Below are 23,060 nucleotides of genomic sequence, written 5' to 3' on the forward strand. Positions count from 1 at the left end.
TGGCCGCCCTGGCCTGCTACAAGTCCGGCGAACGCTCGCGGCTGATCTACCGACCCTGCCCGGACGCCCGGCCCGACGGGCGCAAGAGCTTCTCCCGGAAGGACTACCGCGACCTGATCCAGACCGCCCACCAGCAGCTCGGCGGCCCGATCGTGCTGGTCTGGGACAACCTCAACACCCACCTGACGGCCGGCATGCGCCGCTACATCGCCGACCGCGACTGGCTCACCGTCTTCCAACTGCCGCCCTACGCACCCGACCTCAACCCGGTCGAAGGCATCTGGTCCGTCCTGCGACGCACCACCACAGCCAACCGCGCCTTCGCCGACCCCGACGACCTGATCACCGCAGTCCGACGCGGCCTGCGCCAGCTCCAGTACCGCCCCGACGTCCTCGACGGCTGCCTCACCGGCACCGGCCTCCGGCGCCAGCCACCATGACGACATCACGCATTCAAGGGTAGTAACAACTTCCTGATCCGCGTTAAGTAAAAGATACTCTATATACTGAGATCCTCGATATGCTATGCGCGGGGTGTTTTATATTCGCTGCTGTCCAGCTCTCGAGAAGAGTTTGATCAGCGAGCGAGCAGACCAGGTAGGCAGTAAGAGCCACCGTCTGCCCCATTGGAGGGTATCGTGCGCGCAAGAAATTCGCGAAAGCAGTTAATGGCCGTCGTGCTGAGCAGTATTTTCGCCGCTGCGGCGTTACCTGCCGAGTCGGCTTACGCGGATACGTTTGATCACAACATTCAGCAAATAGACTTTCTTGCGGACACGGCTACGAACGTCGGCGTGGGCGACAAAAGCGGCCAAGTGATTACTGTGGACGGCGTTCGAAGGGCTGTTATTGACAGGATTCTGCGAGACCCACTAGGACGCGAAATAAACTTCAGAGGATGGAACACATCCGGAGAGGTGAAACTGGCGGAGAATTCTTTCAAGCCTTTCAAGAGTACCAGCGATGCAACTCGTGCCTTACAGCAGATGCGTGATAAAACTGGCGCGAATGTAGTTCGTTTCCTCATCTCGTGGGAAGGCGTCAACCCCAAGCCGGGGGTTATCGATGAGTCCTATCTGTCCGATGTGCTTGCCCAGATGAAGGAGGCTGTCAAACTCGGTATATACGTGGTACTCGACTGGCATCAAGATTTGTACTCACGTCACAGCTTCCAGAGTGGTGATGCCTGGGTGGGGAACGGAGCCCCCAGATGGGCCGCCAACCTCAAGGACGGACCAGACTGTGTGCCCATCTGTGTTGTCTGGGGACAGAACAACCAGCAGAATGAAACGGTCCGCAAGGATTTCCGGGACTTCTGGAAAAACTCTCCCATGTCGGACCTGCTTCTGCAGCCAGTTGACCAGATTCCGCCCGGAACGCCAGTGGAGCAGACGCGCGTACAGGATGCTTTTCTATGGCAGATAGGAAAGACGCTGGATTTTATTCGCAACCATGCCAGTTGGCCAGAGCTTACGCATCTGATCGGTATCGATCCATTCAACGAACCCGTGGATGGCGGGGTCGCGGGTAACGATCCAGCCAAGTTCGATAACGAATTTCTTTGGCCGTTCTACAAGAGAGTACGTGCGCTCCTTGATGGCAAGGGTTTTGGTGGGACACTGGTTTACGCTGAACCGCTGGTCTTCTGGAATTGCCAGCTGCCTACGTTCTGTCCGCCTACTGGGGGAAGCTACCTGAAAGATATCCCGAGATCCGGATTCGTCTTTAATTCGCACTTCTACGACGCGGGAAGACAGTCGATTCTCAATCTTGACGGAATCGACAACAATACGTATCTGCCGAATATGCAAGATGTTCGTGATCAAGGTAGATTTCTTCACATGCCGACATTTTTGTCAGAGTTCGGTAATTATACAAGAGACCAGGCCATCGGAGGGTCGGACGACACTGACCGCATGATCAAGGGCGTCTATCAAGGAATGGAGCAAAGTGATCTGCAATTCCGCAAGACGGGATCTACCCGAATAGACGATTACACCCCATATATTTCCGGCACGCAGTGGCATTGGGATCCGTATTTCGACCAGCATCATGAATTGAAAAATGGTGACTCGAACGACGTCGTGACAAGCGGTGATGCATGGAATGGTGAACGATTTTCCGTCTCGAAATGGAACAGCCAGAAAGGAGTCCAGTTCAACAATGATCCCGACGGCGCCATGCGTGCCTACCCGCGGGCCGTCCAAGGTGATATGGCGACTGCGACGTACAATGACCTCTCGAAAGATTACTTTGATGCCGTACTGAACTGGAATGAGATACAGCCACAAGGCACAAAGAGTCACTATTTCAATGACAGTAAATTCATCTTCGTGTCATGGCGAGGGCGAAAGACCGGTGCTCCCACGGAGATATTTCTTCCGCCTGCTTTCAAGAGCGGTCACACGACGATCATCACCGAGCGGGCTATAGCAGCGAATCGTAAGATCAGCAACGTGCCGACAAGTGAACCAAATGAAATAGACTTCATGACAGACGCCCACTCAAGCGTCTCCAACTCAGCCGATCCACGGAACGATAGCGTTGGGCATCGTGTTCTCATCTGGGATGACGACAGTACACAGAACCCGGATACTATGCACTATGCCCTTATTGTGGCAGACGTTGGTACCGAAGCCAATCTGGCAACTGTCCAGGCGCAGTTGAATAAATCTGTCGTCCAAGACGGGCACAATCCGGTCAACCTGGTTGGTCAACTGAACGAATAATCCTTCTCTGTTCGGTGGTCGCCTTGGCCTGCCACAAGGCCGGCGAACCCCCGCGGCTGATCTACCTGCTCCGCCCGGATGCCTGGCCCGACGGACGCAAAAGCACCTGTAAGACTGCGGCGACCTGATCCAGACCGCCCACCACCAACTCGGCGGCCTGATCGTCCTGGTCGGGGACAACCTCAACACGTACCTCACCGCCGGAATGCGCCGCTACATCGCCGATCGCGACTGGCAAACCGTCTTCCGACTGCCGTCCCCGCAACCCGTTCAAGGGCAGCTGATCTGTTCCGCGACGCACGACGAGCATGTTGCCTGGCTGTTGTACGAGCACCGGCGGACCCGCAACACCCGCTGGCGCCAGCTCGGCTGCTTCGACCAGGCGCTGCTCACACTGGTCCACATGCGCAAGAACGAGACGTTCGCTCCCGTGCGACTCCGGGTCGCACCCATGACCTCACCGCAGCCCGCGCCCACGGCGTCGTCCAGGCATGCCTCACCCGCCAGATCCTTGTGCCGACAGACCGTGCCTACCAGGGTGCCGGCGCCACCTTCCGCACCCCGTACTGCCACCACAACGAAGTTCAACCGCGACCACGCCCGACTCCGAGCCCCCGGCGAACGCGCCTTCGCCCAACTCAAAATCTGGCGGCTCCTGCAGCGAGCCCGCTGTTCCACCCGCCGCATCGGCACAGCCGTCCAAGTCGTCCGCACCCTGCTGACCTGCGCATATTCAGGACGAAAACGGTTCAGTGACCCTAATCACCACATTAGGGTCGTCAACTGAATCGACATTGGATCGCTGAACTGTTAGAGTATGCGATCATTCCTTCGGGCTCGTGCCCTCCACGTGAAAAGGCGATGCCATGGCTATCCCCTCAGCTACACCGAGGCGGACAGCATAGTGAGCTGTTCAGTAGCTGACCTATAGGCCACCTGCTGTGCTGTACCTCGGTGCGCAGAAAGATCTCGAGGTATGCGACATTTCTGTCGCATCAACGCACCCGGAGTACCCCTTGTCGCAAGACTCTCAGTCCGCGTGGTACGCGGATTTCTTCACCGAGCTGCCCAATGCCTTCTGGCGGGCAGCCGTTCCCTCCGAGATGACGGCCGCGGAAGTGGACTTCGTCATCCGGGAAAGCGGTCTCCAACCGCAAGCACACGTGCTGGACGTTCCATGTGGCAGCGGTCGGCACAGCCTTGAATTGGCGCGTCGCGGTTTTCTCGTCACCGGCGTAGACGTGTCGGCCGAGGCCCTCGCGTTTGCCAGGCGGGCGGCGGAGGCCGAGCACTTGCCCCTGACCCTGGTCGAGGCCGATATGAAGACGCTGCCGATCCAGGTACAGGCAGACGCTGTCATCTGTATGGGCAACAGCTTCGGCTACCTCGAGCATGAGGACACCCGCAGGATGCTGACCGACCTGTATGAAATCGTCAGCTCGGGTGGCTGCCTGGTCATCGATTATGGTGCGGTGGCCGAGGCCCTGCTGCCGCACATGGATGAGGATCTTCCCATGTCGGCTGGCGGGATCCAGGCAGAAGCGACGAACGTCTACGACGCCCCGGGTGGGCGCATGTTGTCGTCGTTCACCTTCCGGCGCGGCGGGCAGGAAGAGAGCGGCACCTCCGTGCAACACGTCTACACGGCCGCCGAAGTGGCTCGACTGACCGCGGAAGCCGGTTTCAGCGACATCTGCATGTACGGGACCACGGATGGTAGCGCGTTTACCCTTGGCAGCCATCGACTGCTGCTGGTAGCACACCGCGCCTGACGGTTCGGCGGGTGACAGTCGGTTCGTGCGGCTGTCACCCGCTTCGCGCGTTCTCAGCCTTCAACGGGTCTGTCAAATGACCGGCTAACAGGGCGGTTGGGTCTTGGCAGGCGGCTGAGAGCCGGCCGTCGAAGGTGCGGTCGAAGGCGTTCAGGGTGGTCTTCCAGCGCATGGTCCAGCGGGCGTGGCCCTTGCCGGTGGGATCGAGCGACATGATCGCTATGTGGACGCACTTCAGGGCGGCCTGCTCGATGGGGGAGTGGCCGCGGGCCTTGACCGCCCGCCGGATCCGCGCGTTCACCGACTCGATTGCGTTCGTCGTGCAGACAATCCGGCGGCTCTCGGTGTCGAAGCGGAGGAACGGGGTGAACTCTTCCCAGGCGTTTTCTCCCAGTTTCACGATCGCTGGATACTTCCGGCCCCCGGGCGTTGGCGACCTCGCCGAACCGCTCCAGAGCGGCCTCCTCGATCGGGGCCGTGCAGACGGGCTTGAGGAGGCGGGCGATCTTGTCCCAATCCTGGCGGGCGGCATAACGGAACGAGTTCCGCAGCCGGTGGACCACGCAGGTCTGCACGATCGTCTGCGGCCAGACCGTCCCGACCGCCTCGGGCAGGCCCTTGAGCCCGTCGCAGACCAGCATCAGCACATCGTTCATGCCGCGGTTCTTGATCTCGGTGAGGATGTGCAACAAGGCGGCGGGACAGTTGTGGGACGGCGCCCTCGATGCCCAGCACGCCTTCGGCGACTTCGACGGCCACCGGCCCGCCCTCCTGGCAGGCCACGACGCCGTCGACGAAGTGAGGTGACCCCGGCGGTGTGGACACGCTGACAATAGATCTTGTAGATCCGAGGGAAGGTGTCCTGGTGGGAAGAAAGTCTCCGTATCCGGTGGAGTTCAGGAACGATGCGGTCGCGTTGTACCGCGCGGCGGGCGGGAAGCGCACGTATGCGGCGGTCGCGGCGGATGTCGGGGTGACCGGCGAGACACTGCGGAGCTGAGTGCGCCAGGCGGACGAGCAGGCGGGCCGCGCCGGCGGCAGCGGGGGCCAGGCCGGAGAGGGCCGGGATGAGGAACTGGCCCGGCTGCGAGCGGATAACGGTCGGCTGCGCAAGGCGGAGAAGGAATGGGAACTCGAGGGGGAGATCCTGCGCCGGGCGGCGGCCTATTTCGCGAAGGAGATGAAGTGAAGACTGCCGCTGGGACTTCGTCTCCGCCCATGCCGAGGTCTACGGCGTTCAGCGGATATGCCGGGTTCTTCAGGTCTCGCGCTCGGGCTACTACCAGTGGCTCGCCGGCGCAAAGGCCCGGGCCGCTGCTTGGCCAAGCCACAACATAAATAGCCGGAGAACCCATGCCGCTCCTGCAGACCTTCCCGGGAAGCCGTTGCCGACCTCACCAGTCTGCCCGCGCGGGGAGGCATCGGCTGGTGACAGCGTGGCCAGTCAGGCGTCGCGTTGAGGACCGCGGCGTATGCGCCGCCGAGCATCATCGCGGTGGCGCCGGCCATCCAGCACAGCAGGAGCCACCTGCTTATCAGCCAGGTTCCTGCCGACACCGGTCACGGGGATAGAGGTGCCGCTTGACCGATCGTGGGAGCCCTACCGGTCAAGCTTGGCGCGCGGATCGGTGTGGACCCCGCTGGGCAAGCCCACCGCACCGAGGGCTTGCCCAAGGTCCGGGCTGTAGGACGGAGGCCTTCCAGGGGCGTGGCATCACCACCTGGGACGAGGCGGTCCGTAGCCGGCCGATACCCCTTGGCCACCCGTACAGCGGAATTTTGAGCCTCGCACCCTTCGAGCGCGCCGCCCCGCTTCTCTCGCTCACAGGGCCTTGCGCAGGCAAAGATAGGTATGGATTGCTCATGCGTCAAACGATGCAATTCGGTTCTATATAGTTGTCCACCGCTTCTAGCGTCAGGATTTTCGGGCGCATGGCCATGCTGTTTTTCCATTTCGCCCATCTCGTTTTTTCGAAACCCTCCATTCGAGTCGGGCAACTCCTCGCCATCCCTTGGCACGGTCCGACTGTTCAAAACTTCTCCCCCTGAACGCTTTGGAGATTCAAGTGTCTTTCGCTAAGCGCACTCTTAGGGCTGCAGCAGCAATTGCGGCATCGTCGGCCTTAGTTGTCGCAATCGCTGGATCGGCTAGTGCAGCACCCTCTTTCACCTTAGATTGTGGCCCTTCGAAGAATATCTACGACTATAGCAACTTCAATATTCTAGGAGATCTACAGATCTGTCTAAATAACCTCGACGGGAAGCAGTCTGAGACTGTGTTCGTCACCAACGTAACTGATCATGATGTGACTCTTAGTTATTTCTCGGTGAAGTTTGAGGGTGTTAGCCCCCCCGGCTCTCCTGGAGGACAATTTGTTACCCTCGATGAGTTTCCCGTACCTCCCGTACCTTTCGGGCAATACACGCTTGCCGCAGGTGCAACGTACATGTACACAACGGTGAAGCTCAGCACCAACTACACCAAGTTCCGCGGGGTGGCTGGTGTGTCAATTGGCAGCACATACTATGGCCAGGGGCGTGCTGATGATTATCACGATGCGGGAAGTTACTAGTCTCAACGCCTATCCCCAGATCGGCGTCGACGCCCCGCACCGGCGCCGCGAGCGCTACCCCGAAGCCGTGGGCCGCTGACGCGGCAGAGGGCTGGGCAAGCACCAAGAAAGCCTGGGCCAGCCATTCCATACGGTTTAGGCCACACTTGCCCGGGTGGGATGGAGGACACTATCGGTTGCGGTCAACTCCGGTTCCGGACGGCGGCGCAGCGCAGGCCATAGCCGGTCACCGACCGGTAGGAGTTGCACGGACCGGTCACGGGAACTGACCTGCAGCGTGACCGGTCACGGGAACCGGATTGATCACGCCGGGGCAACAGGTGAGGCGACGGGCTTGTGCGCTGTCCTGGCGGCCGGCGTACTGGCGCAGGCTGCGCCGGGTAATCCCATAGAGGATCAGGGGCTTCGTTGGACCGGTGCGCGTGCTGCTGACAGGGGCCGATTGATCGTCTGCCGGGTCGGGTTGAGGTCCTGGTGCGCAAGACGTCTGATCGGCGTGGCCGCCCAGGCGCGGGCCCCGATGTAGGCGCGGTCGACGAGAACGGGAACGCCCTGGCGTTCGCAGATCCGGATGACACGGTGGGCGCGGGCCGCGGTCAGGTCGTGGGTGCGGCCGGGCAAGAAGTCGGCCCGGCTGTTACCGCCGCGGTCGCACTCGGCGAGGGCGTCGTCGGGCAGGACGTACTGGGGATCGGTCTCCCGCAGAACCCGCAGCAGGCCGGTCGTTCGGCGCGAGGGGTGATTGACGACAGCGGTGACGTAGGCGTGGGCGGTGCCGACGGATATGCCGAAGCCGGCGGCGATCTGTGTGAGCGTGTCATGCCGGCGAAGGTAGATCAGGGTGACGAGAGCACGCTGGTGCGGCCGGCGCTTGTAGCGGCGGTCACCCTCACGGGTGTCGATGAGCATGGCTACCCACTCGACCAGGGCGTGAGGCAGGTCGAGTGAGGCAGGACCAGGAACCAACGAGGCTCCTGCGCTGATGAGTTGAGACGTTGAAACCTCTCCCAACGGCACAGGAGCCTCGTACGTTGCGGGACGGCGACTGGTCATCCGATCAATGGCCACTCTGAAAACGGTCAGTGCAGCGGTGGCGCAGGGCCTGGTCGCGGTATGGGACCGCAGCCTGGCGTCCAGGGGCCCGGCGTCACTGCCGCTGCTCAGCGACGAGCTGTTCGTCGTGTTGGAGCGTGGGCTGGCCAGGGGGCCGGTGGCACACGGTGTGAGTGGGCGTGTTGGTGGCATTGGGTGGGTGTCAGCGGGGTGGGGGTGTTGAGTGCCTGGTCCGGGGTTTGTGTGGGGATGGGTTCGCTGTCATGGAGTGACCAAGCGGCTGCTGTTTTCTGATCTGTGTGGGGTGGGTCGGCTGTTGTGGGGGTGGCTGTTCCTACCTGCTGCTCGTTCGACAGTTGCGCCCAAGTGGCCGGCTGCTTCTGTCGCTCCAGCCACCGGCCGATGTCGTCGCCGTCCATGAGTACGCCGGGCTGGATCTCGGGGCAGGCTGCCGTCGGCTTCGACCAGGTCCGCCAGGACGCGGTAGTGCCGTTGCCAGTCCAGCGGTCACGGGCAGTCCCAGTCCGGGTCGATCGCGGCCAGCTGCGCCGCACGCTGTTCTGCCCGCTTCGGGTCCTTGCCCAGGCCGTTCTTCGCGCCCTTCCGTCGCAGGTTGGCCATGTGCTGCCCGATCGGCACCGGGACGCCGTCGGCGGGGTCGATCCAGACGGCATCCTGGCGGGGTGCGAGGTGCCCGGTGGCCCGCCGGTACGACCTGAGTGCGGCGAGCTTGGCCTCCCACGCCTCCTCGCCGGGCTCCCACACCATTCCGGCCTCCGGCAAGTCGAGCAGTTCCTTGCGGCGCGGCTCCAGCTCTCCGGCCCGCAGTGCCTTCCTCTGCTGATGCACCCACCTCCCAAGGGAAAACGACTTCGTGACGCCGACTTCGACCGCGGTGTCGTAGGGAACGGCGTAGAGGCCGGTGATCTCTCGTTCTCCTTCCGCCACCGCAGCAGGGCCTGGTAGCCCTCCAGCCACACCAGCGACTCCGGCCGGTAGACGCGGGTGCGCAGGAAGGCCGCGATGGTCGCGGCGTCGCGCGGGCTGGAGAAGTGCAGCAGCGCCGCTTCAGCAGCGGCCTGCGTGTCGTCCTCCTGGTCCTCGCCGTCACCCTCGCCGCCGGCCCCGACGATCTGCCCGTCCTCGTCTCGCCGGATGTGGACCTTGCGCTTGCCGCTGGTGAGCGCGCGGGAGGCGAGCTGCTCGACGAGTCGTTCATCGTGACTGCGCAGGTCCTGGAGGACGGCTACGAGGGGGCGGTACGAGGCGCTGGCGACCCTGCCGGTCGGGTTCTCGCCAGGCTGGAGGAAGACGGGCACGATGATGCGGGCAACCTTGGTGGAGCCGTCGCGGTTGAGACGGAGCGCCCGGCCGATGTTCTGGACGATCTCCACCTGCGAGCCGCGGGTGTCGGCGAAGCAGACGGCCTCCACCCCCCCGCTCGCCGGTGATGTCCACGCCTTCCCCGAGCACGCGACAGCTCGCAAGGAACGCCCGGTGCACCCGCCGGCCCGAGGCGTCGATGCCGTTGGCGAACTGGCGCAGTACTTCGCGTCGCTCGGCTACGAGGTGGTCGCCGCATAGCCAGGCGGACCAGACGCGGTCCGGGGGTACGTGGCGGCCGGCCTCGAGTTCGTAGAACTCCGCGTCGATGGAGGACTTCGGCAGTTTCTCCGCCTTCGCCAGGTCCTCATCGGAGGCGTCGATCATGCGCAGAGCACGCTCATCCACTCGCCGCATTAGCCGCACCGTCCAAGCCATCCACGTACTACTGACCTGCGACTATTCAGGATATAAGAGGCTCACTGACGCCGAACTTCATGAAACGCATCCGGAAAACCATGCCGAAATTCATTTTCTTCTCATGATCTCGCACAGCTGAGCGCGCGATTGTATTCCCAGCTTAGAATAGACCAATTGTAAGTGATTGGTGACGGTGCGGGGTGACAAGTAGAGCCTTTCTGCTACTTCTTTTGCGCTGAGACCGAACGCCACCAAGTCGGCGATCTGGAACTCTCGCGCACTCAATTGACGTGCCTGCCGTGCGTTTCTCAGTAAAGGCGTCTGTGCGCCCTCAACCTTGGCCTTGGATTTCTCGGCAGCGACGAGAGCCCGAGTAGCCTCCCGCATACGGCCCTCAGCATCGAGCACAAACGCGGCCCGGGTATAACATTCAGCAGCCATTAAGTCTGTCCCCATGTCATCGAAGTCTCCTCCGAGACAGATCAACGTCTCAGGGTTCACTTCCATAAGCGCGCAACAAAATTCAGCCCGCTTGCGGGCCATCAGACCGTCGCAGTCGCGAGAAATAGATGCAATTCGGCGCGACGCCTCCACCGCACCCCCGATCCTGGTCATTTCAGACAAGAGCATCGACTCTGTAGCGATCGCTCCCCTTTTCCGTGCGGCATGCGCCGAGTCTTCCAGAAGACCTAACGCCATATCTGGATTACCTTGGGACACGCTAATCCAAGCAGGCCCCAAAGTATCCTCACCCGCCAACACATCGAGCACGGGGTATTGTTCGGCTTCATCCCACAAACATTGAGCAGTATCCAGATCTCCGAGTTGCGCTGCCACTGCTGCTTGGCCTGCAAGCGCATACCTCAAGTGTCTCATGTGAGCATTGTTGCGAGCGAGGACCGCTCCTTCGCTATACCACTTACCCGACGAGGCCGGATGGCCAGCCAGCCATTCGACTCTACCTAGGAGCAAGCACGGCCACACTATATTTCGTGATGCCTCAGACTTAAGTAGCATATTGAAAGACCGTAGACCATATAATCGCGCCTCCTCGATTCGCCCAAGCTCTCCGAACGCAAAAGTCATTGCATTAAGGTGCGAAGCCGGGTGGGGGGCTGCAGTAAGATCGCTCAATTGGGAGTAGGTATCGTAGGACTTGCGCGACAATCGAACTGCTGACTCCCCTTTACCTGCCAGAGTCAATGCAACGCTGCGCATAACGCTGCCAATAACTTTTGCTCGGATCCGCATCGGCTCATCTTCTGCTTCTGAAAGATCGATCGTCTCGATGCCCTGGCCTATTTGCCCACCCATAATGCGAAGGATACTTTCATTGACCTCAAGCAGCTTCCTCAGTTCAGGAGAGCTAATTGCGCTCTTCGCTTCTCTATTCATCTCCAATGCCTTCTCCGGGTCAGCACTGCCTAGTCCCAGAGCCATGCTTCCGGCGAAGGCTGCCGCTGTGCGTTCCTCATCCGTCGATGCTTTTTCATACGCTTCGGAGAGCTTTCGCTCCGCTAACTCCCTTTTCCCTAGTTCGAGGAGGGATTCCCCGTACAAGAGGCGGGACGCGTGCGTTGTCTCATCCTCGGCCACGGCTGACAGCAGTTCTACAACCTGGCCATAGTCGTGGGCTCGCCGCGCGATCATGGCGGCATTGATCAGGGCCTCCCCTTTCGCCGTTCCAGTTGCCGACAGACTCCAGACCGCTGCTCTGACGGCATCCTCACTACGCCGGAAATTAAAGGACTCGATATACTGGATGCTCGCGTCGTATATCTTCGCCCTTTCGTTTGGCGTTATGCGAGACTGGAGCACCTCTCCATACAAAGGATGTCCAAGGATGCATTGAATACGACGACCATCGGAGATCACTCGGATCAGGCCATCGGATTCGAGCTTCTGAAGCAGCCGATCGGAACACTGTTCGCGCACGTATGCCAGAGGCATAGGTTGACAAAGGGCCAGCAGGTTGAGAACTTCGAGTTCGCAGACTCCTAGTCCTGTAAGTCGCCGCTCGATGAGCTGAGTCAAGCGATCGGCTCCCGCGAGTTGACTAGGACTCTGCAGCACCCAAATGCCGTCAACAAGGTTAAGTGAACCTCCTTCTAAGGCGGCGGATACCATCTCTCGCAGGTAAAGAATGTTCCCACAAGATTTCTCATAAAAATGTCGCAACGCGCTTTCCGCAAGAGGGCTGCAAAGTGTCCTACGCAGAATGCAATCAGTCTCCTTCTTGGTGAATTCCGACAAGTCGATACGCGCCATATTGGGATATGTGAGAATGGATCTTACTCCGTCGTCAAGTTCCACTCCACCACGAATTGTGGCTACCAAAAAAACGGCTTGCGCGCTCATCAGATTCGTCAGGATGAGACAAGACGCCATGTCGAGATTTTGCAGGTTATCTAGAAAAACGAACCACTTTCCGGCTTTCCGTCGTCGAAGCGCAGTGATCGTGCGGGCTACGTCCTCTACAGCGTCGGACAGATCGACACCAGGCGGCAGCATAGGACTGATCGCGCCCAGGGGCATTGATTTGACGTCGACTGTGGCAATTAATTGGACACCGGGAACCCCCTCACACGCTACGATCTTATAGATCTCTTCGGCCAGTCGCGTCTTGCCGACTCCAGCAGGTCCCTGAATGATAAGACCGGGCGCGTTTCCGGCAGCACGCACGGTCTGAAAGAATGCTATCTGCCGCTCGCGTTCAGCTAGGTGCCATACGACATCTTTCGGTGAACGGACCATCGTCCTACCCCCCGTCCAGCGGAACGTAGCCATCAGTATGGTCTGGCGTGGCAGTCATTCGTACGCATGTGCACGGTACCTCTTCTGCCGGGCTGAGGAAAAGGGGCGTTGGGTGCCAACTCTGGAAAACCGGCCGAGTCCAGTATTTATGGCCGAGAAGAATCGAACATGTGGTTTACACTTCACGTATGGCGGCAAAGCTTGTGGGCCCCCGAGAACCCAACTCGGTAGTGAGCCTCTTTCATCCTCGGCTCGGCATGATGCTTTGAGTAGCTCTGACCTGCGGTGATGTTCTGGATCTTCACTCCTGGGACTCCAGGATGAAAGAGGTTCAGTGAGGTTTTCTCAGCGAGATGATCTCGCGGCCGCTTGGACGTGAAGCCGGCTGCGGACAGGCGTGAAGCCCCTGGTAGGACAGGTCTCTCTCACAAGACCGCCTGTTCACCGGGGGCTTCACGTTGGTCACCTATGCTGCCATGCTCGACGTTCCGCGCCACGTCGTTCAGATGCTGGCGAAACTGCTGGCCGCTCACCAGCGCCGGATCGGTACGCCGAAGGGTTCACGAGCGCTGGGCCCGTTCGGCAGGCGGCCCTGGTACTGCGCTGGTTCCGAGACCGTTTCGTGCGTGCATTGCCTGGCCCGGGACGTCGGCATCTCGCAGGCCACCGGCTACCGATACCTGCACGAAGGCCTGGATGTTCTCGCCGAACAGGCCCCTGACCTGCACCAAGTCCATGCCGAGTGCCGAGAGAATGGCCTGACCCACCTGATCCTGGACGGCACACTGAACGTCTTCAGCGCGGCCACTGATCGGGTGACGCCGGTGAGGTCGAGGTGAGGGCCGCAACGCACAAAGCCCCCGTGCCGTTGGGGGAGGTGTTCGAAGTCTCAACCCATCGGCACAGGAGCCCTGTTGGTTCCCTATCCTGCCGCACTCGACCTCCCGCATGCCCTCGTCGAGTGGGTCACGATGCTCATCGTCACCCGTGAGGGTGACCGACGGTGCAAACCCCCGCCGCACCAGCGGGCGCTCGTCGCTCTGGTGTACCTACGCCGCCACGACACCCTCACCCGGATCGCCTCCGGCTTCGGGATATCCGTCGGCACCGCCCACGCGTATGTCGCCGCTGTGACCGGCCTTCTCGCCGAACGGGCCCCGGGCCTGCTCAAGACTCTGCGCGAGCACGATCCGGAGTTCGTCCTGCTGGACGGGACCCTCGCCGAGTGCGACCGCGTCGGCGACAGCCGGGCCGACTACTCGGCCAAGCACCGCCGGCACGGCGTGAACGTCCAGGTCGTCACCGACCCCGCCGGTGAAATCTGTGGATCTCGCCCACGCTGCCGGGCCGTACCCACGACCTGACCGCAGCCCACACCCACCGCATCATCCGGATCTGCGAACGCCAGGGCGTCCCCATCCTCACCGACCGCGCCTACCAAGGCGCCGGCCCCTGGGTCACCACCGGACTCAAACAGCCACCGGGAGGTGAACTCACCCTCACCCAACGCGCCGTCAATCGGGCCCTGGCCGCGGCGAGAGCACCAGTCGAACGCGGCGTGGCACGGCTGAAGTCCTGGCAGATCTTCCGCAGGTCCCGGATCAGCTCCAACCGCATGACCGTCATCACCAAAGCTGTCCTCACCCTGGAGAGGCAATGCTGAAAACGCTCAGTGAGCCTCTTTCATCCTGGAGTCTCAGGAGTGAAGATCCAGGACATCACCGCAGGTCAGAGCTACTCGAGTCATCGTGCCGAGCCGAGGATGAAAGAGGCTCAGTGAGCCTCTTCGACTCGAGCCTCATCGAGGACAGGAGAAAGGGTCCTGACCTGCACGGATGCTTCCTGAACGTCACCCGATCGGTGGGCAAGTTGCAGAAGCTCAGTGAGCCTCTTCAACTCGAGCCTCATCGAGGACAGGAGAAAGGGGCCTGACCTGCACGGATGCTTTTAGAGCGCCACCCGATCGGTGGACAAGTTGAAGAGGTTCATTGAGCCTCTTTCATCCTCGGCTCGGCATGATGCCTTGAGTAGCTCTGACCTGCGGTGATGTTCTGGATCTTCACTCCTGGGACTCCAGGATGAAAGAGGTTCAATGAGCCTTTTCAGCTTGACCCCGATCGGGTGACAGGCTCAGCAGTGCAGGCTTCCGATCCAGCAGGTCGGCCGGTCGGTCAACGCCCGAGTGCACATCACTCTGCAGGGTGGTCGCTGAAAAGGCTCACTGTCATGCGGTTGGGGCTGCTGCGAGCTCTGCGGAAGACGCGCCAGGATTTCAGTTTCGCGACGCTTCGCTCGACCGGTGCTCGTGACGCTGACAGGGCCCGGTTGATCGTCCGCTGGGTCGCGGTGAGGTCCTGGTGCGGAAGGCGTCTGATCGGCGTGGTCACCCAGGAGCCGGACCCGATGTAGGTGCGGTCGGAGAGGATGGGCACGCCCTGGCGTTCGCAGATCCGGATGATGCGGTGGGTTCGGGCCGCGGTCAGGTCGTGGGTGCGGCCGGGCAATGCAGGCGAAATCCACAGCAGCTTGCCCGCAGGGTCGGCGACGACCTGCAGGTTCACGCCGTGGCGGCGGTGCTTCTGGGAGAAGTCAGCCCGGCTGTCACCGACCCGGTCGCACTCGGCGAGCGTTCCGTCGAGCAGGACGTAGTCGGGGTCCGTCTCCCGTAGGACCCGCAGCAGCCCGGAGGCCTGGCCGGACAGATGGCCGACGACGGCGGTGACGTAGGCGTGGGCAGTGAGCCTTTTCCAACCTCACGTCTATGCTGGTCAAAGGCGTGTCGGGCAGCGACAACGCCGACCAGTGGCAGGCCTGTAACCAGCAGATCCACAGTCGGCCGCCGCGCCGCGAACGCCCCGCCGGCATGGTCGACGTACCCGGCGGCCAGGTTGGAAAAGGCTCAGTGCCGACGGATATGCCGAAACCGGCGGTGATCTGCGCGAGCGTGTCGTGCCGGCGAAGTAGACCAGGCCGACGAGAGCGCGCTGGTGAGGCGGGAGCTTGCAGCGGCGGTCACCCTCACGGGTGACGATGAGCATGGTTACCCACTCGACCAGGGCGTGCGGGAGGTCGAGTGCGGCAGGATAGGGAACCAACGAGGCTCCTGCGCTGATGAGTTCTCTCAACGGCACAGGAGCCTTGTGCGTTGCAGAAGGCCACCCCGTCACCCAACCGGTGACCACTCTGAAAACGCTCAGCGAGAACGTGTCCGAGTCCGGGACCGCCGAGCCCACGAAGGCTGTGTCGGTGAAGGCCGTGGAGGATTCGGGGGTGTGCTCCATGGATCCGAGGCGAATTCAATTCAGTCGGTCAGTGGAACGTGTGAGTAGGCTTTGCTCTACTCAACCCGACCGGAGTGGTGAACCCTCTGTACGGTCGGTGAGCCACGAGCGCATCCTCACGAGCGATCGTCACACCGGCATCTCACCAACGAGTCGAAGAGGTTGATGGCCGATGGCGATCAGAGGATATTTACGGCCCCACTTACGATTGGGGGTGGTTGCGGTGAGCGCGGCAGTCGGCTTAGTCATTTCCGGTGTTCCTGCTGGCGCTCGCGACTATAATGACGCACGGGAGATTCTTGACCCGAATAGTCCCCCGCAGTTTCCGGCCGGGGCGTCGTTGCCATTGCCGGATGCGCCGGTTTCGGCCGGCCCGGGGAAGGTGGGGACGTTGCCGGGGTCGGGAGCGGTGCTTCCTTCCGGCGGATACACGTACTCGATTCCACTGGACGTGCCTGATGGCAGGGCCGGGATGCAGCCAGCGTTGTCGTTGGAGTACTCCTCGCGATCGGGCACCGGCTTATCGGGCTATGGGTGGAACGTGTCGGGCCTGTCGCGGATCACGCGGTGCGGGCAGGTGCCGGTGACGGAGGGACAGCGGACGGGTGTCACGTTCACTGGTGCTGATCGATTCTGTCTGGGCGGGTCGAAGCTGGTGCTGGCCGGGTCCACGGACGACAAGAGCACGTCGTACGGCGCCCTGAACGCGCAGTATCGAACAGAGACGGACAGCTTCTCGAAGATCACGGTCGCCGGAGGGGGCTCCGCTGAGGGCCCTGACAATTTTACGGTCATGACGAAGGACGGCCGGATCGAGCGGTTCGACGCGGTGATGGCCAGCCAGTCCACCGACCGTGCTCTGCGCACCGTTGCCGGGGCTTGGTCGAGCGAACAGGTGACCAAGGCCACGAAGAAGGTCGCGTGGCTGCTGAAAAGCGTCAAAGACCGTTCAGGCAACGAGATCCAGTATTTCTACGACACGCCGACGGGTGGTGTCGCGGAATTCATTCCGCTGAAGATCACTTACACGCATGGTGCGGGCAAGTCGGCGGCACGGTCCGTCGACTTCGTGTATGAGGACCGGCCCGCCGGGAGCGTCGAGGTCGGTTACCAGGCCGGGGTGAAGACTCAGATCTCGAAGCGGCTGAAGCAGATATCCATGTCCGCTCCGAATCCGAGTGCCACCGAGGTGGTGTGGAAGTACACACTGGACTACGGCGCGCCGAGCAAGTCGGGTGCCGTTCTTCTGCGGTCGGTCACGAAGTGCGGCTCGAAGGGTGGCTGCCTGCGGGCCAGGACGTTCACCTATCAGGACCCTCCTGCGGCGCCGACCTTCACGGAGTCGAAGATCGCCGGCCTGTTGCTGCACAACGGGCTCGGCGGCTTGAAGGTCGGTGACTTCAACGGCGACGGTCTGGACGACGTGCTGGTCCAGGCGGCGACGTCGGGTGACGGCTCGACACCTCCGTCGTGGGAGGCCCGTCTGGGCTCCTACGATGGTGCGAGTGCGGAGCCGCTGGGACGGCAGGTCGCTCTCGACAACACCGGCTGGGACCGCTCCGCCCAGATCAACCGTGTGCGGGCGATGGACTACGACGGTGACGGCGACGAGGATCTGATGGTGTCGACCAAGGTGCCGAACACGGACCAGGTCCAGTCGCAGTTCGTCAAGTGGGATGCGGCGGCCGCCAAGTTCGTCTCGGACGGGAACGGCTCGTGGCGTGCCGGCGCGAACGATTTCGGTGATCTCAACGGTGACGGTCTGATCGACCACATGCTAGCTTTCGCCCCGCTCGCACCGGAGAAGCTGGGCTGGCAAGCGCGGTTGAACAACGGCACGTCGAACCCCTTCATGCAGTCCAAGGTGCTGACCCCCAACACACCGTTCGACTACCTGACCGGCTGCTCCTCGCGGGTGATGGATCTGGACGGTGACGGCAGAGCCGAGCTCGTCGCGAACAAGACCGGTCTTGAGACCGACCCCTGTTTCGGCAACGAGTTCAACAGCGAAAACGCGAGTGCGCTGAGCGTGGACGAGTCCGGCGCCGCCCGGACGACCCAGTACGGCTCCAAGACGGCCGACGGGCGGATGGCCTTCAGCGGGCCGCCGTTCCTGCACGACTACCAGACGGTCCTCACGGACGTCAACGGTGACGGCCTCAAGGACGTCTGGCTCATTCCCTCGAGCAAGACCTCCTCGCTGACGGACGAGATCCTCATCAACACCGGCCGCGGTTTCGTCCACGTGGGCAGTGGTTCGACGGCATGGAACGGCAGGAACCTGCTTCCGGGAGCCGACGTCAATGGCGATGGCCACGACGACACCTTCTACATCGTTGCACCCGGACCGGAAGGCGGCGACATCAAGCTGTCCCTCACCGCCGGTACCACGAGTGACGTGACGGTGGCAACCGGCGGTCTGACCGGCAACCAGCTGACGTCCCAGATGCAGCCGCTCGTGGGGGACTTCAACGGTGACGGCATGGTCGATCTCGTTCGCCTGGTTCCGCACACCAGCGGCGACCCGGGCGATCCTCCCTCGCCCACGCAGATGTCGTGGGATCTGAAGGTGATCACCCAGACCTCCGACCCCGCTCGTGACCGGATGGTCTCGGTCGGCGACGAGGGGACGGGCTACCGGTCGGAGACCGTGCACTATTCGCTCTCCTGGTCCGACCACCCGGACAAGAACACCGACTACACCTGCTCCTATCCGCTGGCCTGCGAGAGGCACGGCACATTGGTGGTCCGAGTGGTGGACCGCCGCTCCCACCTGGCCGACACCAAGTCGGATGCACCCGCCCGCATCTTCTACTCCTACGAGGACCCGGTAAGGGACCTTCGGGGCCGCGGGGGCTTGGGGTTCGGGACGTTCCGCATCTGGGACCCCCAGCGTCCACAGGAGACGACCTACCGTTACAAGCACGCGGACAGAACCGCCGACGGGAACTACTATCCGGGGGTCGACAAGCCGCACGAGGTGTTCACGGTCACTCCCGTGCTCACCCAGCAGCAGGTGGCCTCCGGTGTGAAGGACGATGTCACCACTCGGGTGAAGCTGACGACGTACACCCCGACCACAGTCAAGACGAGCGCTTCCACGTACGTGGTCAGCAGTGCCAAGACGGTCACGGAGGAGTGGGAGCAGAAGACCTCCCTGTCCTACGTCGGATCGATCGGCTCCACCCAGACGGCGCATGTCACCGGTGTAAACAAGAGCAGCGCTCTGACCGGCACCCGGCAGTTCACGGACACCGTGACCTACGACGGGTTCGGCAACGCGATCAGCGGCACGAGCACGAACAGCAGTGCCATCGACCAGGCCACCTGGACCACCGACTACGACAACCGCCTCGGAGACTGGCTGATCAGCCTTCCCACCAAGACTGCGGTCACCCGAACACGTGACGGTGAGAAGGTCACCCGCACCCGGGAGTACCACTACGACAGCCTCGGCCGCCCCGACCAGCTGTACATCGAGAAGGACAACACCGATGCGAGCGTGCGGCAGCTGACCACCACGCGATACAACAGCAGCGGACTGCCCACCGCCCTGGTCGTCGACGACGACCAGACGATCGACGAGACGACCGAGACCGGTCTTCCGCAGCGTGAGACCCGCATCGAGTACGGCACGTCGTTCCCCGGCCAGCCGGACGAGCAGGTCTACCCGAGCCAGATCTGGTCCAAGCACACACCCCTGGCGCAGCGGCCCTCCACCTGGTCCGCCATCCACCCCGCCTACGGAGTGCCGGTGGCGAGCCTGGACATCAACAAGGTCACCGCCTCCGCCACCTACGACGACCTCGGCCGCGTCACGCACACCGAGCAGAGCGGTGCGGCGGCGGCCGACTACACCTACGCCAACCGCGCCGACGCCTTCAAGGGCTCCAACGGCCTCGGCGTCACGGTCACTTCCGCCGGTATCACCTCGAAGGTCAACACCGACGGCCTCGGGCGCGTGCTCAACTCCTCAGCCACCGGTTTCGACGGCACCGTCAGCAGCACGTCACGGTCCTACGACGTGCTCGGCCGGGTCGTCAGCCAGACCGAACCCTCACCTCAGGGCACCACGGTGGTCGACTTCGACAGCCTGAACCGGCCGGTGAAGGTCACGTACCCGGACAGCACCGAGACCACCGCCGATTACGCCTTCACCAGCGTCAAGTCCTCGACGACCATCACCGACCCCAGCACCTTCGTGCGCAAGGCCGAGACCAACATCCTCGGTGAGACCGTCAACAGCATCGACGTCCTCGACAAGGCCGACGGGACACACGATGACATCACCCAGACGTTCATCTACAGGCCCTTCGGCCTGATCGGCTCCGTCCAGGACGACAAGGGCCACTCCACCCTCCACACCTATGACGTACGCGGACGGGTCACTAAAGCCACCGAGCCGGACCGCGGCACCAGCGACATCACCTACTACGGCACCGGTGAGATCAAGACCGACACCGGCACCAACCTCACCAATACCGTCTACGACGACCTGGGCCGGCCACTCTCCCAGGTGAGCAGCGCAGATGGCACCACCAGCTACACCTACGACAGCGCGGACAACGGCATCGGGAAGATCGCCACCGCCACCAGCCCGGACAAGATCACCACGGCGTACCGGTTCGACTCCGCGGGCCGCCCGGCGGGCAACGACACCACCGACACAGGCAACGGCAACCGCCTGTACTCCACCGACGTGACCTACGATTCCCTGGGCCGGCCGGCCACGCTAGCCTACCCCGACCCCGACGGCACGGGCGGCGCACCCCGGTTCAGCGTCCAGCAGCACTACAACGCCAACGGCCACCTCGACAAGATCACCGACATCACCCCCGGCCGTACCCCCGCCGACCTGTGGACGGTGCAAAGGCGCAAGCCGAACCTCGCCCTCGACACCGCGATCCTGGGTAACGGCACCGACAAGATCACCCTCACCGACACCTACGACACCGGCACCGGCCGACTGCACAACACCGCCGCCACCGGCGCGAACGCCGTCAAACTCCAGGACCTCACCTATACCTACAAGCCCAACGGCCTGCTCGAGACCCGGGTCCAGAACGACACCACCACCGGCGGCGCCGCACGTACCGAGGCATTCGGCTACGACAGCCTCATGCGCCTGACCAGCTGGGACCTGACCAACGGCACCAGCCCGAAGAGCAGCACCGATTACAGCTACGACACCATCGGCAACCTCAAGACGGTCACCAACACCGCTCAGAACCTGAACGAGAGCCACACCTACGGCAGCCCAACGGGCACCCAGCCGCACACCGTCACCGACAACGGTGCCTTCACCTACGACGACCGCGGCCGACAGACCTCCGGCGGCGGCCGGACCCAGGTCACCTACACATCCTTCGACTTGCCTCGAACCGTCAAGACCGGCACCGGTACCACCACGTACAAGTACGACGCCTTCGGCCGGCGCGCCAAGGAGACCAACGCCACCACCGGCACCACCACCTTCTACGTCCCCGGTCTCTACGAAGAACGCACCACCGGCGCCGCCGTCCGGCAGATCTACTACGTCACCAGCCCCGACGGGCCCGTGGCGCAGGTCAACCACGACAGCACCACCAACACCAGCAAAACCCTCTACCTCCTCACCGACCGTCTCGGCTCCACCACCAGCGCGGTCGACACCACCGGTGTCGTCAAGCAGACCAACTTCTACGACCCCTTCGGCGGGCGCATCAACCAGAACGGCACCCGCGTCACCACCCCCTTCACCGGACCCGTCACCCACGGCTTCACCGGCCACGAAGACGACTCCGAAAACAGCCTGATCAACATGAACGGCCGCGTCTACGACCCCACCGTCAAACGCTTCCTCACCCCCGACCCCATCGTCTCCGACCCCACCAGCAGCCAGTCCTGGAACCCCTACAGCTACGTCAGGAACAACCCCCTCAACCGCACCGACCCCAGCGGATACGAAGACTGCCAGATCACCAGCTCGCAGTTCGAGAGCCGCACCGAGTGGAGCACCACGACGCTGTGTGTCTCCGACGAAGGCCAACAAGACGGCACCCCCGCCAACGCTGACCGAATCGAAACCATGGCCGCCCAGAGCGGACCATCCAGCCTGACCGGCATACCGCAAAGCACCGGAGACATCGCACCCGCCACCGCCGACGAAACCGGACAGGTGAATTGGCAGGCACTGGGACGTGACTGTTTCGCCTGCAACTCAGCGGACGACGATCCCGCGCACGCAGCCCTGACCTCGGCCAACAGCAGAGTGGGATTCTCTGGCGACAACGAGTTGATCGCTTCGCTGACTGATCTGCCCTCCAAGGAGGATGGCCCCGGATATAACTACGCATACACGTGGAACGTCGGTTCTCTCGCTGCCGGGGACACTCCCGAAGCAATGATGAGCAAGTTCCAAGGCGATCCGAGTCGCGTCTTTCCGTTTACGTTGGCTCCCGGTGGAAGCAGTGCAGCCACTTCCCCTTTGGCAATCTCTCTGGGCGCGCAGATCGATCTCATAAACCCGCAAATCGAGGGATTTTTGGTCGGAAAGGGATTTCCAGCCCTTACCCACAATGGTGTTGAAGTGAGCAGCGTAACACCCACGAGCTTTACCTTCAACACGTTGGCAAACCATTTCGATGGACCGGACGCGAAGATCGACTTCAGCGCCTACGCCGATGGCGGTAAAGTCATGTTCATGCAGCGGGGATACGCCCCGAACGTTTCCAACGCCACGGGAGTAGCGGCAACCCTCATAACATCGGGCTGGTCCTGGCGCAGCCAGGCCAGAGAATTCTCGAAGCTCTCCGGAGTATCGCCGTGGCCTGGTATCGGCAACAATTTCCCCAACCTCGTCGATACGGCCACCCACTGAAATTCCATAGGATCATCCATCAAAACTTCCGAGCGGAAATGACTTACTTTTCCGTCAAGGAAACCCTCTTGCTCTGAGAGCTCGTAGCGGCCCGCCGGCAACCCTGGCGGGCCGCTTCGCGATTCGAGCCCCCAGAGAATGAGATTGCCTCAACGCAGACCTTCCCAGGGATCGTCGAGGTTCCTCCCGAAACCAGGCGATCTCGCTGGGCAGCCCCGCCTCCGGACCGGTCGAGGCCCAGGCCGCGGAGCCCTAATCCGTGTCCCGGCCTCATGCTGGTGAGCCCGGACAGCCAT

7 protein-coding genes and 8 pseudogenes are annotated in these 23,060 nt (G+C 62.3%); 9 read left to right on the plus strand and 6 right to left on the minus strand.

Annotation, left to right across the window (positions count from 1 at the left end; genetic code table 11):
- The 4 genes and pseudogenes from ACZ6CZ_RS35230 to ACZ6CZ_RS35245 all read left to right on the plus strand — a co-directional run.
- On the plus strand, window positions 1-440 hold a 440-nt coding region (locus ACZ6CZ_RS35230; protein WP_469029630.1), incomplete at its 5' end, for a transposase.
- Window positions 441-668: 228 nt separating this feature from the next.
- A complete protein-coding gene (locus ACZ6CZ_RS35235; protein WP_469029633.1) occupies window positions 669-2,729 on the plus strand; it encodes a cellulase family glycosylhydrolase in 2,061 nt (686 codons plus the stop codon).
- Between the two features lie 250 nt (window positions 2,730-2,979).
- Window positions 2,980-3,516, plus strand: a pseudogene (locus ACZ6CZ_RS35240) (transposase family protein).
- Window positions 3,517-3,670: 154 nt separating this feature from the next.
- Window positions 3,671-4,501, plus strand: coding sequence for a class I SAM-dependent methyltransferase (locus ACZ6CZ_RS35245; protein ID WP_469029636.1), 831 nt, complete (start codon window positions 3,671-3,673; stop codon window positions 4,499-4,501).
- Between the two features lie 109 nt (window positions 4,502-4,610).
- Here the strand turns inward: ACZ6CZ_RS35245 and ACZ6CZ_RS35250 are convergent.
- Window positions 4,611-5,190, minus strand: a pseudogene (locus tag ACZ6CZ_RS35250) (IS256 family transposase); the annotation flags it as partial.
- On the opposite strand from ACZ6CZ_RS35250, the gene ACZ6CZ_RS35255 reads away from it, so the two are divergent.
- Together ACZ6CZ_RS35255 and ACZ6CZ_RS35260 are read left to right on the plus strand one after the other, a co-directional pair.
- Complete coding sequence (locus ACZ6CZ_RS35255; protein WP_469029652.1) at window positions 5,156-5,308, plus strand: hypothetical protein; 153 nt, start codon at window positions 5,156-5,158, stop codon at window positions 5,306-5,308. The pseudogene ACZ6CZ_RS35250 and the gene ACZ6CZ_RS35255 sit on opposite strands and share 35 nt — an antisense overlap.
- 58 nt (window positions 5,309-5,366) lie before the next feature.
- Window positions 5,367-5,811: pseudogene (locus tag ACZ6CZ_RS35260) on the plus strand (IS3-like element ISRhosp1 family transposase); the annotation flags it as partial.
- Window positions 5,812-7,479: 1,668 nt separating this feature from the next.
- Here ACZ6CZ_RS35260 and ACZ6CZ_RS35265 read toward each other — a convergent pair.
- The 3 genes and pseudogenes from ACZ6CZ_RS35265 to ACZ6CZ_RS35275 form a co-directional block, all read right to left on the minus strand.
- Window positions 7,480-8,040, minus strand: a pseudogene (locus ACZ6CZ_RS35265) (transposase); the annotation flags it as partial.
- Window positions 8,041-8,465: 425 nt separating this feature from the next.
- Window positions 8,466-9,831 (minus strand): annotated as a pseudogene (locus tag ACZ6CZ_RS35270) (Helicase associated domain protein); the annotation flags it as partial.
- A 147-nt stretch (window positions 9,832-9,978) separates the two neighbouring features.
- Window positions 9,979-12,624, minus strand: a complete 2,646-nt coding sequence (locus tag ACZ6CZ_RS35275; RefSeq protein WP_469029639.1) for a LuxR C-terminal-related transcriptional regulator — start codon at window positions 12,622-12,624, stop codon at window positions 9,979-9,981.
- Window positions 12,625-13,100: 476 nt separating this feature from the next.
- On the opposite strand from ACZ6CZ_RS35275, the gene ACZ6CZ_RS35280 reads away from it, so the two are divergent.
- Window positions 13,101-13,463: a hypothetical protein gene (locus ACZ6CZ_RS35280; protein WP_469029642.1), complete on the plus strand. Its 363-nt coding sequence runs from the start codon at window positions 13,101-13,103 to the stop codon at window positions 13,461-13,463.
- A gap of 75 nt (window positions 13,464-13,538) precedes the next feature.
- A pseudogene (locus tag ACZ6CZ_RS35285) lies at window positions 13,539-14,287 on the plus strand (transposase).
- Window positions 14,288-14,813: 526 nt separating this feature from the next.
- On the opposite strand, the pseudogene ACZ6CZ_RS35290 reads toward ACZ6CZ_RS35285, so the two are convergent.
- Window positions 14,814-15,362, minus strand: a pseudogene (locus ACZ6CZ_RS35290) (transposase family protein); the annotation flags it as partial.
- 166 nt (window positions 15,363-15,528) lie between these two features.
- A pseudogene (locus tag ACZ6CZ_RS35295) lies at window positions 15,529-15,719 on the minus strand (transposase family protein); the annotation flags it as partial.
- Window positions 15,720-16,128: 409 nt separating this feature from the next.
- Between ACZ6CZ_RS35295 and ACZ6CZ_RS35300 the strand changes: the two are divergent.
- Window positions 16,129-22,764, plus strand: a complete 6,636-nt coding sequence (locus ACZ6CZ_RS35300) for an RHS repeat-associated core domain-containing protein (protein WP_469029644.1) — start codon at window positions 16,129-16,131, stop codon at window positions 22,762-22,764.
- The last annotated feature ends 296 nt before the right edge of the window (window positions 22,765-23,060 follow it).

The organism is Streptomyces sp. NPDC041135 (genome assembly GCF_055592085.1).

Coding starts and splice junctions, on each gene's coding strand:
- ACZ6CZ_RS35280 (WP_469029642.1), top strand. CDS start 13,101: ATGCTCGACGTTCCGCGCCACGTCGTTCAGATGCTGGCGAAACTGCTG.
- ACZ6CZ_RS35255 (WP_469029652.1), top strand. CDS start 5,156: ATGCCGCGGTTCTTGATCTCGGTGAGGATGTGCAACAAGGCGGCGGGA.
- ACZ6CZ_RS35235 (WP_469029633.1), top strand. CDS start 669: ATGGCCGTCGTGCTGAGCAGTATTTTCGCCGCTGCGGCGTTACCTGCC.
- ACZ6CZ_RS35275 (WP_469029639.1), bottom strand. CDS start 12,624: ATGGTCCGTTCACCGAAAGATGTCGTATGGCACCTAGCTGAACGCGAG.